The 15,602-nt window shown below is 65.8% G+C and carries 12 protein-coding genes; 4 read left to right on the top strand and 8 right to left on the bottom strand.

Going from position 1 to position 15,602, the window contains the following annotated elements; all coding sequences use genetic code 11:
- The first annotated feature begins 57 nt into the window (after nucleotides 1-57).
- The 4 genes from HD596_RS60185 (at nucleotide 58) to HD596_RS03930 (ending at nucleotide 4,262) form a co-directional block, all read left to right on the top strand.
- Nucleotides 58-1,245, top strand: a complete 1,188-nt coding sequence (locus HD596_RS60185; RefSeq protein ID WP_221519175.1) for a hypothetical protein — start codon at nucleotides 58-60, stop codon at nucleotides 1,243-1,245.
- A 207-nt stretch (nucleotides 1,246-1,452) separates the two neighbouring features.
- The gene (locus HD596_RS03940; RefSeq protein ID WP_185067924.1) at nucleotides 1,453-3,147 is read left to right on the top strand and encodes a DUF262 domain-containing protein; all 1,695 of its coding nucleotides are present in this window, start codon (nucleotides 1,453-1,455) and stop codon (nucleotides 3,145-3,147) included.
- Between the two features lie 76 nt (nucleotides 3,148-3,223).
- A complete protein-coding gene (locus HD596_RS03935) occupies nucleotides 3,224-3,877 on the top strand; it encodes a JAB domain-containing protein (RefSeq protein ID WP_185067923.1) in 654 nt (217 codons plus the stop codon).
- Between the two features lie 253 nt (nucleotides 3,878-4,130).
- Complete coding sequence (locus tag HD596_RS03930) at nucleotides 4,131-4,262, top strand: DUF397 domain-containing protein (protein ID WP_185067922.1); 132 nt, start codon at nucleotides 4,131-4,133, stop codon at nucleotides 4,260-4,262.
- 52 nt (nucleotides 4,263-4,314) lie between these two features.
- Here HD596_RS03930 and HD596_RS03925 read toward each other — a convergent pair whose 3' ends face one another.
- The 8 genes from HD596_RS03925 to HD596_RS03890 form a co-directional block, all read right to left on the bottom strand.
- On the bottom strand, nucleotides 4,315-5,457 hold the full coding sequence (locus tag HD596_RS03925) for a restriction endonuclease subunit S domain-containing protein (protein ID WP_185067921.1): 1,143 nt from the start codon (nucleotides 5,455-5,457) through the stop codon (nucleotides 4,315-4,317).
- Nucleotides 5,457-6,932 (bottom strand): HsdM family class I SAM-dependent methyltransferase, encoded by a 1,476-nt coding sequence (locus HD596_RS03920; RefSeq protein WP_185067920.1) that lies wholly within the window; start codon nucleotides 6,930-6,932, stop codon nucleotides 5,457-5,459. The genes HD596_RS03925 and HD596_RS03920 overlap by 1 nt, the downstream gene beginning before the upstream one ends.
- 5 nt (nucleotides 6,933-6,937) lie before the next feature.
- On the bottom strand, nucleotides 6,938-7,411 hold the full coding sequence (locus tag HD596_RS03915) for a type IV toxin-antitoxin system AbiEi family antitoxin domain-containing protein (RefSeq protein ID WP_185067919.1): 474 nt from the start codon (nucleotides 7,409-7,411) through the stop codon (nucleotides 6,938-6,940).
- A gap of 87 nt (nucleotides 7,412-7,498) precedes the next feature.
- Nucleotides 7,499-9,958, bottom strand: a complete 2,460-nt coding sequence (gene hsdR / locus HD596_RS03910; RefSeq protein WP_185067918.1) for an EcoAI/FtnUII family type I restriction enzme subunit R — start codon at nucleotides 9,956-9,958, stop codon at nucleotides 7,499-7,501.
- A gap of 817 nt (nucleotides 9,959-10,775) precedes the next feature.
- On the bottom strand, nucleotides 10,776-11,564 hold the full coding sequence (locus HD596_RS03905) for a hypothetical protein (protein ID WP_185067917.1): 789 nt from the start codon (nucleotides 11,562-11,564) through the stop codon (nucleotides 10,776-10,778).
- Between the two features lie 163 nt (nucleotides 11,565-11,727).
- Complete coding sequence (locus HD596_RS03900) at nucleotides 11,728-13,161, bottom strand: hypothetical protein (RefSeq protein WP_185067916.1); 1,434 nt, start codon at nucleotides 13,159-13,161, stop codon at nucleotides 11,728-11,730.
- 272 nt (nucleotides 13,162-13,433) lie between these two features.
- Entirely contained in the window at nucleotides 13,434-14,327 is an 894-nt protein-coding gene (locus HD596_RS03895; RefSeq protein ID WP_185067915.1) for an IS982 family transposase, read from the bottom strand.
- Nucleotides 14,328-14,374: 47 nt separating this feature from the next.
- Entirely contained in the window at nucleotides 14,375-15,439 is a 1,065-nt protein-coding gene (locus HD596_RS03890; RefSeq protein WP_185067914.1) for a hypothetical protein, read from the bottom strand.
- Nucleotides 15,440-15,602: the final 163 nt, after the last annotated feature.

Genomic DNA, 15,602 nt, shown 5'->3' with positions numbered 1-15,602 from the left:
CGGATCGCATGGCCACTTCGGAGGAGCGTTCTTTCCTTGTCTTTCCCTTCCGGTGACATGGTCGCCGCCGTCGGCACGCACCTGCACTTCCAGAGACTGGAGCGGTTGCTGCATGAACGCCACCTCGAGCTGGGCGACCGAGTCCACCTCAACTCCACCGGATCCCAGCTGTACCTGATGGTCAAACTGCCAGGAGACCGAGGAGTCGTGCTGAGCCAGTCAAGGCTCGGCCACGCATTGGTATGGCTGATCGTCGATCCGGTGTTGGGGAGTGAGCCCTCCATCTGGCCGCTGGACACATCCAGCGAGGTACTCGTCGACGCCATTCACGCCCACGCTACTGCCCGCCTCGCCGGAGTGCCGGTAGCGTCGCCTTGGCGCTGGCACGAGAGCGAACCGTCGGACATGACCGAGCTCGCCGACCTCCTGTCCGAACGAGGAGTAAACGTCCAACGGGTGGCGGCCGGGAACCGATACTTCGCCTATGGACCGCGCTACGAGCCCAAGCTCCACATCGCAAACGGGCACGAAGGAGCCTACGTCGAGGCCAGGCTCTCCGACATCTTCGTCCGGGTCTCCATCAAGGCCAGCGTCGGCTGGCTGGTCGACATATACGGCCCGGAGCGTGAAGCCTGGACGCGTGTCGATCTCGGCGGTTCCTTAGGGCGCGGGAAACTCCCGACGCCGGGCATGCCGCGCGCCCACGTCCCTGTGAGTCGGATCGCCGACCTAATCTGCGACGGGCCGAAGGCGTGGGTCGAGAGCGGCGTTTTCTGGGAGACGTCCAAGCCGTCGCGAGTATCCATCGGGACATGGTCCGACGTAGAGGAATCGCTGTTCCTCAGCGAGCCGGCCCTACGGCCGGCAGGCGCAAGGGAACACCTGGACGCCGTTCTGGAGCAGCTCACGACCTTCGGCTTCGGAGACATCCGCGAAGGCGGACCGGATGGCCTGATTCACTCCGACACTTATCACGTCGATTGGAGCGGCCGGACCAAGGACCTGTCGACGTCCGAGATCCAGCGGCTGAACGGCCTGGCCGCAGCGGCTGGCGAAGGCCTGCCGAAAAGGCTGATTGTGATCACCAATGGAAGAATCAGCGGACCAGCAGCGGAGTTCGCGGACAAGGCCAAAGCATTTGTGTACGGCCTCAACCCCGCGACGGGCAGGCTCAATCCCCTGAACTCACGCGCCCGTGACCTGCTGCCGCCCCTCACGGGGCCGAGCAGATACATCCTAAAATAGCTTGTGCCCTTCGGATGACGACGTCGTGAGGGGCTATGACCCTTGTCAGCGCCGCAAGCGGTCGAGAGCGGTCGGCGGGCTGCCGTCGCGCCAGTAGTCCTCACGCCAGATGATCGTGATTAGCCCGACGGTTCCGACAAAGCCGGACAGGTCACCCCGCCGGTGCTTCGGCTGACAACGGCGGGGCGTTCGTGAAAATCTTGGGGTATGTCGCCGATCCCCCATGAGCGCGCTTACCGCCCCCAGTTAGAGAAGATCACCGAGCTCGCGTCGCGGGTCAGAACGGGGGAGATCAGACTTCCGAAGTTTCAGCGGCAGTTCGTGTGGAAGGGCCACCAGGTCCTCGATCTCCTCGACTCGATCTCACGGAACTACCCGATCGGCAGCCTGTTGCTGTGGGACAGCGAGTTGCGGCTGGCGAGCGACCACGACATCGCGGGCATCGAGATCGACCAGGCGCCGAACCGTGAACGTACTGCCTACCTGCTCGACGGCTGCCAGCGTCTGTCGACCATCTGCGGGGCACTGTACTGGGAGCCGAAGGGCGATCCGAAGAGTCTCTGGAACCTGGTCTACGACTTCGAGGAGGAGCGTTTCGCTCACCGGAAGGACTTCGACGAGCCGCCCGCGCACCAGATTCCGCTGAGGCTGCTCGCCCAGCCCTACCAGTACGCCAAGTGGGCTTCGAAACGGCTTCCTGATGAGTTCGAGGAGGCGGCGGGACAGCTGTTCGACAACTTCGCGAACTACGAGACCTCGGTCGTGACGCTGAAGACGGCCTCGATCACTGAGGTCGGCCGGATTTTCGAACGGGTCAACACTCGCGGCACACCGCTGACGGCGGTCCAGGTCATCCGCGCGGTGACCTGGCGCAGCGACTTCGATCTCCTCGACGCCATCGACGGCGTCCGCGACGTGCTCGCAGCCAAGAACTACGGCTTGATCGACCAGATGCTGCTACTCCGCGCGATCTCGGCGGCGGCGGGGCTCGGGTTCGCCAAGTCCGACATGGAGCAGCTGCCGTCCATTGGCCATGAGCGTCTCCTGGCGGCCATCGAGGAGACCGAGGAGGCCGCAAAGAAGGCCGTGGACTTCCTCACCACCGAGATAGGCACTCCGACGGCCGCCGCGCTTCCCCACGCCAACCAGCTCGCCGTCGTCATCGAGATCTTCCGGCAGATCCCGAGGCCGAACGGCAAGCAGTTCGCCCAGCTCCGCAGCTGGTTCTGGCGGACTGTCCTCGGCGGCTACTACGAGGGCTGGAATCCACGAAAGATGGCGGCGGACCTCGCAGCGGTGACGGCGTTCGCGAAGGGCGAGACCAAAGGCATCGAGGTGGACGTCCCGCCGCCCAGCACGCGGCTGTGGGCGGGTAGGTACGATCGGGGCACCGCGCCGCAGAAGGCATTTGCGCTCATGCTCGCGGCACGGGGCCCCGTCGACCTGATCACCGGGGCGGCAATCGACGTGGGAAAGACCCTGGCCGGGGACAACTACATGCAGTTCCACCACTTCTTTCCCAAAGCGGCCCTCCTACGCGACGGCCTCAGGTTCGAGCAGGCCAACGTCCTCGCGAACATCATCATGCTGACCGCGATCAGCAACCAGAAGTTCTCCGACCTGCCGCCGTCCGCCTACCTGAAGGCCGAGATCGACTTCAGTGACGAACGGACGATCCGCGAGCGGCTCGACACCTGCCTCGTCTCCGCGCCCGCTTTCGACGCGGCCATGCGCGGCGACTACAAGGCGTTCCTCGCCGCCCGGTCAGAGACCCTGCTGGATTGGGCGAGGGACCTCATCCAACGCGGCCTGGCGACGGAGGCCGCGCCCGCGGAGCTCGACGAGGAGAGCCTGCGGCTCGCGAACGAGGTCGAGGTCGTGGACGAGGACACCGACGACTGAGGTCCGGGCGGCGGTGTTCGGGACGGCCACGTTCTGTCGGTGCCGGATGGTCTCCTGGTGGCGGGAGGTGAGTCCGATGCGCGTCACTGATCTGCCCGAGGCCGACCGGCCCAGGGAACGGCTGCTCGAGCACGGCCCGCGTGTGCTTGCCGACCGGGAGCTGCTGGCGCTGGTGCTGGGTGAGGGCCGTCCCGGCATGGACGTCATCGAGCTGGCGTCCCAGCTGCTCGCCGACCATGGCGGGCTGGCCGCGGTGGCGGCGGCCGATCCGGGCGCGCTCCAGCGGTCGGCGGGGATAGGCCCGGCCAGGGCGGCCCGGCTGACGGCGGTGTTCGAGCTCGCGCGACGCGCGGCCACGCCGCCGCGCCCGGACCGGATCACGGCCACCGAGGACATAGCGGTCGCCGCCGCACCGCTGCTGCGTGGTCTCCGGCACGAGAGGGCGGTCGTGGTCGTCTGCGACGCCGGCGGCCGGATCCTGAAGACGGCCACGCTCACCGATGGCGCGGCGGATCGCACCCCGATCCCGGTTCGTGACGTCCTGAGCCTGGTCCTCGCGCTGGGCGGCGCCCGTTTCGCGGTGGCCCACAACCATCCGAGCGGCCGGACGGAACCGAGCGAGGCAGACGTCCGGGTAACTGCCCGCCTCCGCGACGCCGCGACCACAGTCGGGCTCCGTCTGCTCGACCACGTCATCGTCACCGAGACTTCGTGGGCCAGGATCCCATGACCATCGCACTGGTCCCGGTCCAACCGGTGAGGGCGGCTCGCACGAGCCAATCCGGTCGCTGGCCTCGACGAGCCGGTCGGGCGGCCCCGGCAGACAGACCCACCAGGTGCCCGTCGCACGCCCGCACCAAGCCCACACGCCGGGAGCCCATCGACGAAGCTCCGTCGACGGACTCCCTCGCACTCCCGTTCGGCGAGCTCCTCCCGCAGCTCAAGTCCGTCACTTTGATAAAGCCCAAACGGAAGAAGTACGAGTGACTCGCGAGGTCACCGACCTGGAGTGGCGGAAGAGTAGCTACAGCACCGATCCCGGCGGCGAATGCGTCGAACTCGCCTCCCTCTGGCACCACATCCTGATCCGTGACTCCAAGAACCCCGGCGAGTGACCCCTACCGACCCTGACGAACGCCGGGCGGAGCCGGGCTGGCCCGCCCACGATCACAACTGCCCGCTGAACGCCGCATTCAAAAGCGACGGTCGCAGAGCCTTCACGAACTCGGGACCCTTGCTCATGCTCAAGCCGACCGCCAGCGCATCGAGGTGCCGACCGATGCGCTGCTGCTCGGGTAGCGATGGCAGCAGGATGTGTTGAGCCTCGAAATTCTTGATTCCAAGCGTCTTATTACGGCCTGCCGAACCAGGTGACGACCGGCGGATCACTTCCAGGCCAGCCGACGAAGTGAAGTAGTGGCGTAGATACGAGGCGTCGGCCCGCTCGGTGTCGACAAGGTAGGTCATGAACCGATGGCTCCCGATGTAGCCTCGCTCGGCATCACCTGCGAGGGCGACGGCGCCTTCCCACGCGAAGACGTTGCTGAACAAGAGATCCCCGGGCTCGATCGCGAAGACGCGTTTTCCGCCCAGCTCGGCACCGGTCACGGGTTCTTTGTGGAAGACCCCTCGCCCGAACGACCTGATACCGATCTCCCGGTACGTGTCATTCTCAGCCACATCAACCTGACGGCGCGTCAGCCTGATGACCTCACCCACAGCCCACTCGTCCGGGTCATTGGCGAGTGAGTCCGCGATCAGTGATTCTTTGAATGCCGCCTGCAGCTTGGAGCGCTGCTCCTGGAGCTGCTCAACCCGCGAGAGATTCGCTGTGGCGGCGTCGAGGCGGGCGGCGATGCGGCGCTGCTCGTCCAGGTCTGGCAGGGGGACTGGGGTGGACATGAGGGTGGTGGGGGTGGTGCGTTTGCGGCGCACCATGGAGCCGCGCGGGGTGAGACGGTCCCATAGCGTGGGCCAGCTGACGAGGTGGGAGATGTAGCGGACGTCGGCTTCCGCCTCGATGATGTCGAAGACCGGGTATTCCGGGGAGACATGCGCTCCGGAGAACTCTTCTGGGACGACGGTCAGTGCGCCTTCCCAGGCATTGAGTTTGCTCATCACGAGTTGACCGGTGTTGAGACGGCTGAGCGCCTTGTAGGCGGTTTCGTTGCCAGTGATGGTCGGGCGTTTGATCAGGCCTCTGCCGAAACTGTAGATGCCCGCGATGCGGTATTCGTGGTCGGCATTCACAGAGACCGAGCAACGCGCGAGCGTGATGGCCTCACCGAGGGGGCGTTCCGGAAGCGCCATCAGCGGTCCTCCACGTCTTTCTGGAGAGAGGTGAGAAGGCTGAGGACCTCCTGCTCGGTTTCGATCAGCTCGGCAAGGAGGTCGGTTGGCGACCGGTGCGACAGGTCGTCGGTGGTGTTCGGGTTGGTGAGGTCGAGGTTGAAGCCGGAGGCGAGGAGATCGGCGATCGGAACGCGCCAGGCGCGGTCGTTCTCGATGCGGTCGGCGCGGTCCGGGCCGCCCCACCATGCGGCGCAGGACTCGAATTCCTCGTAGCGCATGGGCCTGGTCTTGGCGTAGCCGCGGCTGCCCTCGGGTGGGGTGATCTCGTAGAACCAGGTTTCCTTGGTGGGGACGGTCTTGTCGAAGAAGAGGAGGTTGGCGGGGATCTGGGTGTAAGGCGCGAAGACGCCTTGGGGGAGGCGGACGACGGTGTGGAGGTCGCAATCCTCGAGGAGCTGTTTGCGGATCTTGGCGCCGATGCCCTCGCCAAAGAGGGCGCCGTTGGGAAGGACGATGGCGCAGCGGCCGCCCTGCTTCAGTTTCTTGATGACGGCGTGGAGGAAGAGCCAGGCCGTTTCGCGGGTCTGGTAGCCGGAGGGGAAGCTTTTGGCGATCGAGTCCTCCTCTTCGCCGCCGAAGGGCGGGTTGGTGAGGATGACGTCAACCTGGGAGCCGGGACCCTTCTCGTCGATCATCACGCGGAGGGAGTTGGCGTGGAGGACCTTCGGGGAGGGGATGCCGTGCAGGGTCAGGTTCATCATGCAGAGCAGGAACGGCAGGGGCTTCTTCTCGATGCCGCGGATGTTGTTGAACAGCTGCTGTTGGAGGACCTTGCTGGTGGCTTGCGGGAACAGTTCGGTGTATGCCTCGACGAGGAAGCCGCCGGTTCCGCACGCCGGGTCCATGATCGACTCGCCGAGTTTGAGGAAGGTCTGCTCGACCATGAAGCGGATGACGGGGCGCGGGGTGTAAAACTCGCCGGAGTCGCCCGCAGCGTCGCGCATCTGCTTCAGCAGGTCCTCGTACAGGAACGCCATCGTGTGGATGTCGTCGCTGCTGTTGAAGTCGATGCTGCGGATCTGGTTGACCAGGTCGCGGAACAGGTAGCCCGACAGCATTCGGTTCTGGACGCCGGCGAATACCTGGCCGAGGACGTTGCGCGGGTCGCCAGGCACGTCGCTGCGCATGCTCGCGAGTTCGGGCAGAAGCTTGCCATTGACGAACGCCAGCAGTTCCGCGCCGGTGAACGTCTCGTCGTCGGCCCAGGCCCGCCACTGGTACTCCGGTTTGATGATCGGGTCTTCGCCGAACACCTCGCGTTCGGCCTCCAGCGCGTCGAAGGAGCGCAGGAACAGCAGCCAGGACAGTAGGGGTAGGCGGTCCAGGTCGCCGTTGAGGCCCGCGTCCTTGCGCATGATGTCGCGGGCCGACTTGATGACGGCCGACAGACGGGCGCGAGAGGTCGTGTCCTGCTTCTTTGCGGGTGGGGCCATGGTCGTCAGAGATCCTTGTTCGTTGGCTGGATGTTCAGATCGATGAGGGTGCGGGCGAGGGTTGTCACGCGAAAGCCGTCGCGGTGTTCGACGTCGGCGGGGGACAGGTCGGCGCGGTGGGTGAGCACGGCGGGGTCCCGCTGGCGGAATCCGGGCGGAACTGTCATGTGCACGACGGCCGGGTCGACCGGCGCGAGGCCGTGGACGCTTAGGGCTGTCTCGTGGGAGAAGACCGCGCGGTCCAGGCTCCACAGGGACCAGCGGACCAGATGGTCCAGGTCGCTCGACGGGAGGTCGGCGTACTCGCGGAAGCGGTACAGGCCCCGGTCGATGCGAGTCCAGTTGCCCCGGCGGACGTGGAAGTACTGCGACTGGTAGGAGTAGCCGTCGAGCAGCGCCTGGGCCGCAGTGAAGAAGCCGCGCTGACGGGCGGCCCGGCGCCAGAGCCGTGCCCGGGGCTCCTCGTCCCGCTGTCTCACGGTCACCAGGTTAGCTCAGGTCAAACTTATAGTCACTTTTAGTTTTGTGCACGATAGGGGCTCTCGTCCTGTTTGCTCCCAAAGAACTCAGGAGGCCTCGTACAGCTGGGCGCGCAGGTGGTCAACGGCGGTGCGCAGCCCGGCGCCGGAACGGTCACCGAAGAGCTCCGCGATCTCGACGACCGTGCCGAACTCCTGGTAGGCGGGGGAGTCCATGGCCTGGACCTCCAGTTCGCTCTCGTCGTGCGCGGAGTACTGCGCCAGCACGCGGTCGAGGATCGCGCGGGCCTCGGGGGCGAACGACTCCAGGAAGTCACGGTGCTGGAGCTTGAAGCGGAGAGCGCGTTCGGAGCGCGACAGCACGGGGAGGCCCCAGCCGAGATAGATCAGCAGGTCGATGGCATCGGCGTCGGGACGGCCCGTCAGCTCACCGAGGTCGGCGGTGCTGATCCCGATGGCCTCCAGGCGTTCCCGCAGCTCCTTGCGGCTCCAGCTATGCGCCCACTGGGCGAGCAGCTGGTTCGGGGATAGGTCGAGCTCGTGCAGTTTGTCCTTGATGAACTGCTCCAGCCGCACAAGGCGCAGCCGCAGGCCCGTCCCGTCGGTCTCGGTGATGTAGACGGCCGAACCGAGGATGTTCACCTCTACGTCGTCTATGTAGAGGGTGCGGCCCTCGGCGCGGATGTCGTCGATCTCCTCACCGTCGGTGATCATCGGCGGAAGGTCACCGCCGTCGTGACTTTCATACCCAGCCTCGGGTTCGGCCGCCTCGTCGGGGTCCGGGTCGGGCTCGACGTCGAGGTCCTCGGGGAAGGTGATGAAGCTGCCGTCCGGGTCTGCCTCGTCGCGGAGCCGCCGGAGCGGCGGGCCATCAAACTTGGGGTCGTAGAACAAGCGGGTCGCGTCCACAAAGTCGATGATGTCGAACGCGAACTTGCCGGTCTCGGGCGACAGGCGGGTGCCGCGGCCGATCGTCTGCTTGAACTCCGGCATCGAGCGGATCACTCGGAACAACACGATGTTGCGGACGGTCGGGATGTCGACGCCTGTCGACAGCATCCGCGACGTCACCGCAATGACCGGGACCTCGGAGGCGTCGTCGCGGAATTCGTCCAGACGCTCTCGGCCGGCCTCGTGGTCGTCTCCGGTGATCCGGCAGACCCACTTGTGGCCGTACCGCTGCGACAGGTCGGCGTTGGCACGGGTCAGCGCCTCGACCATGCGCATCGCGTGGTCGTTCGTCTGGCAGAACACGATGGTCTTGTGCATGCGGCCGGTCTTGTGCAAATACTCCGTCAGGTAGCGGGCTACCTCGTCGGTGCGGTCGAGGATCGCCACGACCCGCTCGAAGTCCTTCGGCCCGTACAGCTCGTCGGGGATCTCCCTGCCGTACATGTCGAGCTGACCTGCGTCCGGCCGCCAGCCGTACAAGTCGATGTCGATCCGGACGTTGCGAACCCGGTAAGGAGCGAGGAATCCGTCGCGAATGCCCTGGGCGAGGGAGTACTCGTAGATCGCGTCGCCGAAGTAGTGGTAGGTGTCGACGTCCTTACGGCTGATCGGCGTGGCCGTCAGTCCCAGCTGGACGGCGGGCTCGAAGTACTCCAGGATCTCGCGCCACTGCGAACCCTCCGCGGCGCTGCCCCGATGGCACTCGTCGACGATGATGAGGTCGAAGAAGTGCCGGTCGAACCTCGTGTAGAAGTCCTGCGCCCCGCCGGGCTGAGACAGCGACTGGTACAGCGCGAAGTAAATGTTGCGGCTCTTCTGCACTCTGCCCTGGCCGAGCCGGTGGACGGCCTCGCCGAACATCTCGGTGAAGTAGTCGTCCTTGGGCTGGTCGATAAGGATGTTCCGGTCGGCGAGATACAGGACACGGGGCCGCCGCCCCTTCTCTGGCCAGTTTGCGTTCCACAGTTTCGCGACGATCTGCGCCGAGACCAGGGTCTTGCCCGTGCCGGTGGCCAGCACGAGGAGCAACCGTCGTTGCCCCTTGGCGATGGCCTGGACGGCTCGGTTGATCGCGTTGCGCTGGTAGTAGCGGGGGTCCTTCGGAGTGCCGTCCCAGTTGCGGGTCAGTATGAACGGCGCGGACGCCAAGTCGGCATGAGCGTCGTCGGCGAGGGATCGGTCATCGCGGTACCGGGCCCAGAGCTGCTCCGGTGTGGGGAACTCTGAGATCTCCGAGATCAGGCCAGTCCGGTAGTCGATCTCGATGGTGCGGGTGCCGTTCGTCGAGTAGGCGAATGGGGCGTCCAGTAGCTCGGCGTAGCGTTTGGCCTGCTCGAAACCCTCAGCGGGATCAATGCGGGAGCGTTTGGCCTCGACGACGGCGAGCGGTAGGCCGTCGGAGTACTCCAGCACGTAATCGGCGACCAGTGGGCGTTGCTGATGGTGGCGACGGGCGGTCGGCTGGATCCGGCCGCGGTTGATCCGGTACTGGCTCTTGACCTGCTCTTCTACATTCCAACCGGTCTGGACGAGAGCGGGCAGGACGAACCGCTTGCAGGTTTCGTCCTCGGTGGGGTTGCCGCTACTGGAAGTCACCCTTCATTTTCTACCCGGAGGGTGTGACAATTTCCGGACTATCGATCCCAAACCCCCTTTGAATGCGGATTGGATCTTCGGCCGGGTGGCGGGAAACTAACTCAGACTGGCAGCGCGGCGAGATGCCGCAAGCCGTGTTGCCGTTACGCTCCGGTAACGAGCAAGGTCTGCCGACCTTCGGTCCGGGAATCCGTAAACCCGCGCTTCCGGTCGCGGTGTGCTGGTCTACTGGCATGTCGAGCACGGCTGCTCGGGGTCACGCCCGTGGACGTGACCCGAGACCAACCCGGTCCGGGAGCGCATCGCTGGGCTGTTCGTCCTGCTCTATGCCCAGCCGCTGACCGCGATCACGCGCCTGACCACCGACCATCTCATCATCCACGAGCACGAGATCTACCTCCGCTTCGGGAAGGCTCCGCTCCTGTTGCCCGGCCCGCTCGCCGACCTCGTCCGCTGGCATCTAAGCGCACGCCGCAGTCACGTGGTGGTCGGGAGTCACGTGGTGGTCGGGCGGCACGACACCTCGCCCTGGCTCTTCCCGGGCGCCCATAGCTCCCGGCCGATCAGTCCCAACAACTCGGCAAGCTCCTACGCGACTTGGGCATCTACTTGGTCCCCGGCCGACAGGCTGCCCTGCTTGACTTCACCACCCAGATCCCCGCGTGCGTCCTGCAGCGGATGCTCGGCCTCAGCGCGAAGACCGCCGAACGCTGTAGCTCTCGAACCGGCACCGCCTGGGCAGGCTACGCGGCGGAGGTCCAGCGGCGAGGAACCACATGGCGAGCATGACGGCCTCAGCAACGAATGCCGTCGATGGCTAGGAGGCTGTCACGAGGTCGCATGGCCCGGGGCGCAATGATCTCGCCTTCGTGGTGAATCGCAACAAGCCACGCTCGGCCAGATGGTGAATGGCCGCGTTGGTCTCGAATCTGGTCCACCCGAAGGTTGCGCCGACTTCTGCCCAGGTGGGGCCGGTCTTACGCCGGGTGACGAACGTTCCGACGAACGCGACCACGTCACTCTCCCGCTCTGCGAGATCATTGGGGATCTTGGCGTCCTGAGCCCTGACCTCCTGCTGGATGGCCTCTGGAGTGGGCAACTCGCCACGGCTGACCACTGCCTGCCAGGCCAGCACTTCCCTCCGGGTGACATGGTCGATTCGCAGAACCAATGGTGCCAGCCGGTCGATCTGGAGCAGGGTCACTGGCTGTCCCAGAATGTCCAGCCAGGCCATGGCTACGGCTGGTCGCGGCAGCTTGATCATGCGGCTGCCGTGGCTCGGTTCGACCTGCATGACATCGGCGGCCCACTTCTCAGGGCGAGCTTCTCCCGCGCGTCGCGCGTATTCAGTCAGGCACACCTTCCAAGCGGCCAGCTTCTCGCCGATGGTCTCTGAGGTGGGTGTGATCCCTCTGCGCGCCAGGCATTCGACGGCCAAGGACTTGAACGAGCCGCCGGGACAACTGCCAGCGTGCTCGATCACAGCCGTCACCAGCTCCGGTGTCGGGTCCATCACCCCGGAGCAGCGCAGCCAGTATCGAGCTTTTCGCCGCTGCTCGCCCTCAGGCCCTACGATCCGCTGGTTGGCAGGACGCAAGTTCATCATGAACCTCACAGCTACCGAACGAGACCGCTTCTTCATGCCGCAACACGCGACTCAAGGGCCGTCATCAAGGGACTGTGACATCGGCTTTCCGCGTTTTTGAAAGGCAGATCCTGCCAGTCGCCTCAAACGAGGAGATCGCCGCGCTGGTCGACCGTGCCCTCGACTACTGGCCGGTAGTTTTGCCGGGACTGGGGGCACGATCGCGAGACCACAAGCGCCAACGTCGGCGCTTGGGCCGTGAGGAGGTCAGAGGCGGCTGGGCCGGATCGAGGAAGGCAACAGGCGGCGCGCTGCCCAATATGGCGTCCCGGATGGCGGCCCAGTCGGATGCCCGCCACCAGTCGAACAGAACGCTGGTACTGATCACCGGTGTGCTCAGGGATTCGACGAACTCCGGTCGGCTGTAGACGTGCGGTGGTCGTAGAGACGGGTGTAGGCGATGCTGGTGGTTGACGATCAACACGCCGTCCGACACTGGCTCGTCCGGCCGGAGCTGGGGCCAGGTGCTCAGGTGCCGCTGGAGGGCCATGGCGAGGTTCTCGCCGGCGCTGCCGCTAGTGGACTTGATCTCCACGAGTACACGGTGTTCCCCGAACGTCGCCAGCAGGTCGGCCGACACGGTGCCCAGCTCGGCATCGAGGTCCATCGTCTTGAAGCTGGCAGCCCTCAGCACCGCATCGACGTCCTTCGCCAGCACCTCGCCGGTCCCGTACAGTAGTCCTTCGCGGACGGCGTTCGCCTCCTCTGTGGCTTGATCCAGAGTGTCTTGCAGACGAGCCATTTCGTCTTCGTGCCGCCGGACCTCTGCAGACAGGGCCGCGAGAGCCGTGCTCTCGGCGGCCGTCTGCAGTGCGGGGTCGGCAAAGTGCGAAGAACGGGCCCGGCGCAGCGCGTCGGGTACGTACGTCGGCAGGGCGCTGTGCATCAGCCACCCGAGCACCTGATTCCAGTCCGTGGCGTCGGGAATGACGTACCAGCGCTGATCTCCCGTGGCCGGAATCCACACAGCGGCGACAGGGGCGCCGAGCCCATCCAGCAAGATCGGGACGAGCTCGCCTTGTGGCTCGCGTTGGAGCCGGGGGCCACCGACGCCAGGCTCGGGTTTGGCTAGGCTCAGTGCCCACCACGGCGCGTCATCAGGACGATTGCACAACCGCAGTCCAAGGTCCTTTTCGGTTGAAGCCAGGCCAGGGGCAAGAGTCGGACGGCTGCCGCTCGGCAGAGGGCGGGCAACGATCATGTTGTCCAGGCCCGGCAGGAAGAACGTGGTGTTCGGCCGCATCACCGAGCGGGGGTCATCCTTGTCGGCATTACCCAAGGTCACGATGGCGAGAGCGATCTCACTACGGTTACGGGCGCCTCGGAGAAAGCGGTCCAACTCCTCCTTCGAGCCGTGAACGAGGCTGGGCTCCAACGCGGCAGCACAGGCGTTGGTCTCCATCCCGTTCCAGCAGGGGCTCAGGCCGTGCTTATCCCAATCGACATCGGGTTCGGTCAACGCAGAACGAGGACGGGACGACCGGCTGATGTCTTGTCCATCGCCGGGGCGGTGATGGCCGACATGCACCGGCACCAGGCCGGGGCGAGGCGAAGTCATTCGAACACAGTAGTTGCTGCCCTCAAGGGAAGGGTGGCCCTCACCGTGGGCCCGCTGATCTTCTTCGATCACCCGACGCAGCGCTCTCCGGCATTCACGCCGCCGGCACCACGTGACTTGTTACGGGAGCCAGCCGTGGTAGCGCAGGCTCGGGGCGCGTCCCCGGCAGAAGGCCGAGCAGTACAGGCGGGCCCGGCCCAGCCCGAGCATGGGCTGGGCCATCGGTTGCGCACACACCCGGCAACACCTAGACGAGTAAGTCCTAAGTCGGGTCAGTGGTCGTAGGCGATCAGGGATCGGGTGATGGGCTGGCCGGTGGCTCGGTTGTGCCAGATGGCGGCGGTCAGGGCCAGGATGCGCTGGGCGATGCGGGCGCCGACCCCGGTGACGGTGCGTCCGCCGTGCAGTTCCAGGTCGAGCTGGCCCTTGAGCGTGTCGTTGACGGACTCAATCAGCTGGCGGATCGGCTTGAGCAGCTCTTCGCCGGGGCGAGGGGTGCGGTTGCGGTAGGACGGGCGCAGCAGCCGCACGCCGCGCTCGGCCAGGAAGGTGTCCAGTTCGGCGGAGATGTAGCCCTTGTCAGCGACGATGAGCAGGCCGGGCCGGTCGGCGAGCAGGTGCGGGTCGTGCTCGCAGATGGCCATCAACACCTGGCGTTCGTCGATGTTGGGGGTGGCCAGGGCCCAGGTGATGGGTAGTCCGGCGGGGGTGCAGATGAGGTGCAGGCGCAGGCCCCAGAAGTAGCGGGAGTGGGAGCGGCAGTAGCCGTAGCCGGCCCAGCCGGCCAGGTTCGAGCGTTGGGTGGTGGGGCGGGAGCGGCCGCATTCGATCGGAGTGGAGTCGGCCACCCACACCGCATCGCTCCACAGGTCGGTGTCGGATGCCAGCGCCCGGATGGCCCGTTTGAGCAGCGGCAGGGCCTTGTGCAGGCGTTTGTTGTAGCCGGACTGGCCGGGCAGGTAGGGGAAGGCGCCGGGCAGGTGCTTGGGGACGTAGCGCAGCCAGCGCGCCTCGGAGTGGATGCCGAGCAGGACCTGGGCGACGGCCAGGGTGAGCAGTTCGGCGTCGGTGAGTTTCGGCTTGCGTCCCAGTCGTGGCTGATGTCCGAGCCAGTCGTCGATGCTGACGTACAGTGCGGTGAGAAGGGTGTTGAGGTCTGTTGTCACAAACCGATCGTCAACACCCTTCGTTATGTACGCACTCCGTACCGCAGCTACTTAGGACTTACTCGTCTAGGGCCGATGGGGGGAGAGAGGTCGGCCAGCAACTGCTCAACGCCTGGCGGTTCCTCAGGCAGCGGATCGTCATCGGCCCGGCAACCGGTGTAGGTCAGCAGCTGATGAAAGGCGGCTCGCAGCTCGGTGAGGTCGCGTCGGCGGGCGCCGAGCAGGGCGAGGTAGTCCTCGATCGGCCAGTGGATGAGGGCTCCCGCCCGCGTCAGGCACACACCGACCCGGTCGATGCGATACCGGTCGGTGAAGTCCATCAAGGTGTAACCGAGGAGCTGAAGAATCATCGGGAGGGGGAAGCGTTCGGTGCGACGGGTGCTCTTGAAGTCGATCAGTAGGCCGTCCACGATGAGGTCGGCGTCGGCGGCGACGTAGGCGCTGCCATCGAAGGTGGGCCCCGGCAGGCACATCTCCGGTACGGTCCCGTGGCGAAGCTGACCGAGCGGCCCTCTTCCTGCGGCCCGAACCTGCGCGACGGTGTCGCTCACGAGGTCGTGGTGAGGGAGGGCCAGAAGCGTGGTCAAGGTGAAGGCGCCGGGGTCGGCAAAGGCCGCCTTACACAAGGGGGTCAGCGGAAAGGCCGCGGGGTTACGGAAGTTGAGGGTGTACCAGGCGGCGCCGAGCAGCAGACGGGCCAGGTGTTCCTCCTCCTCGTCCGTCCGTGCCAGCGGACGTCCGCGGTCGTCGAGCTGCAGTTCGAAGATCGTCGCATGCAACCGCTCCAGCAGTTGATGGCCAACCCTCTCCATCATCTCCCACGCCGCATGCTCGCTGACGGCCAGTGTGGTGGCACGCAGGTTGTCCACACCCATGACGGTGGCGGCATCGATGCCCGCGACTTGCGTGAACGCGAAGCGCAGACGCTGATCGATCGCGGTCCCCACGGTGCCCGCCTCATAGCCGACGCCCGGGCCCGGCAAGATCAAGGGCATGGTCGGCAGCTGCGCCAGATAGCTCGCGCGAAGCCGGCGAACGCCCGCCGACAGCTCTCGGTCAAGGAACCGGCGTAGCGGCGTGCGGGGTGAGGCCAACCCCTGCGTCAGGCTCATACCCGGGAAGAGTAGACGCCTAGAGTGACAATAAATTGACTTAGGGTGATCATTTGTTGTGTGGACTGGCTGCTGGACCCTTCCGGGGACCCGCCCTGATCGAAACGCCATCTAGCGGTCGCGCGCAGCGGCATGATCAGAGGCCAAATGCCCCATCGATTAA

Origin of the sequence: Nonomuraea jabiensis (genome assembly GCF_014204795.1) — a bacterium.
Classification (GTDB): domain Bacteria; phylum Actinomycetota; class Actinomycetes; order Streptosporangiales; family Streptosporangiaceae; genus Nonomuraea; species Nonomuraea jabiensis.
This window is presented reverse-complemented; position numbering and strand designations above follow the sequence as displayed.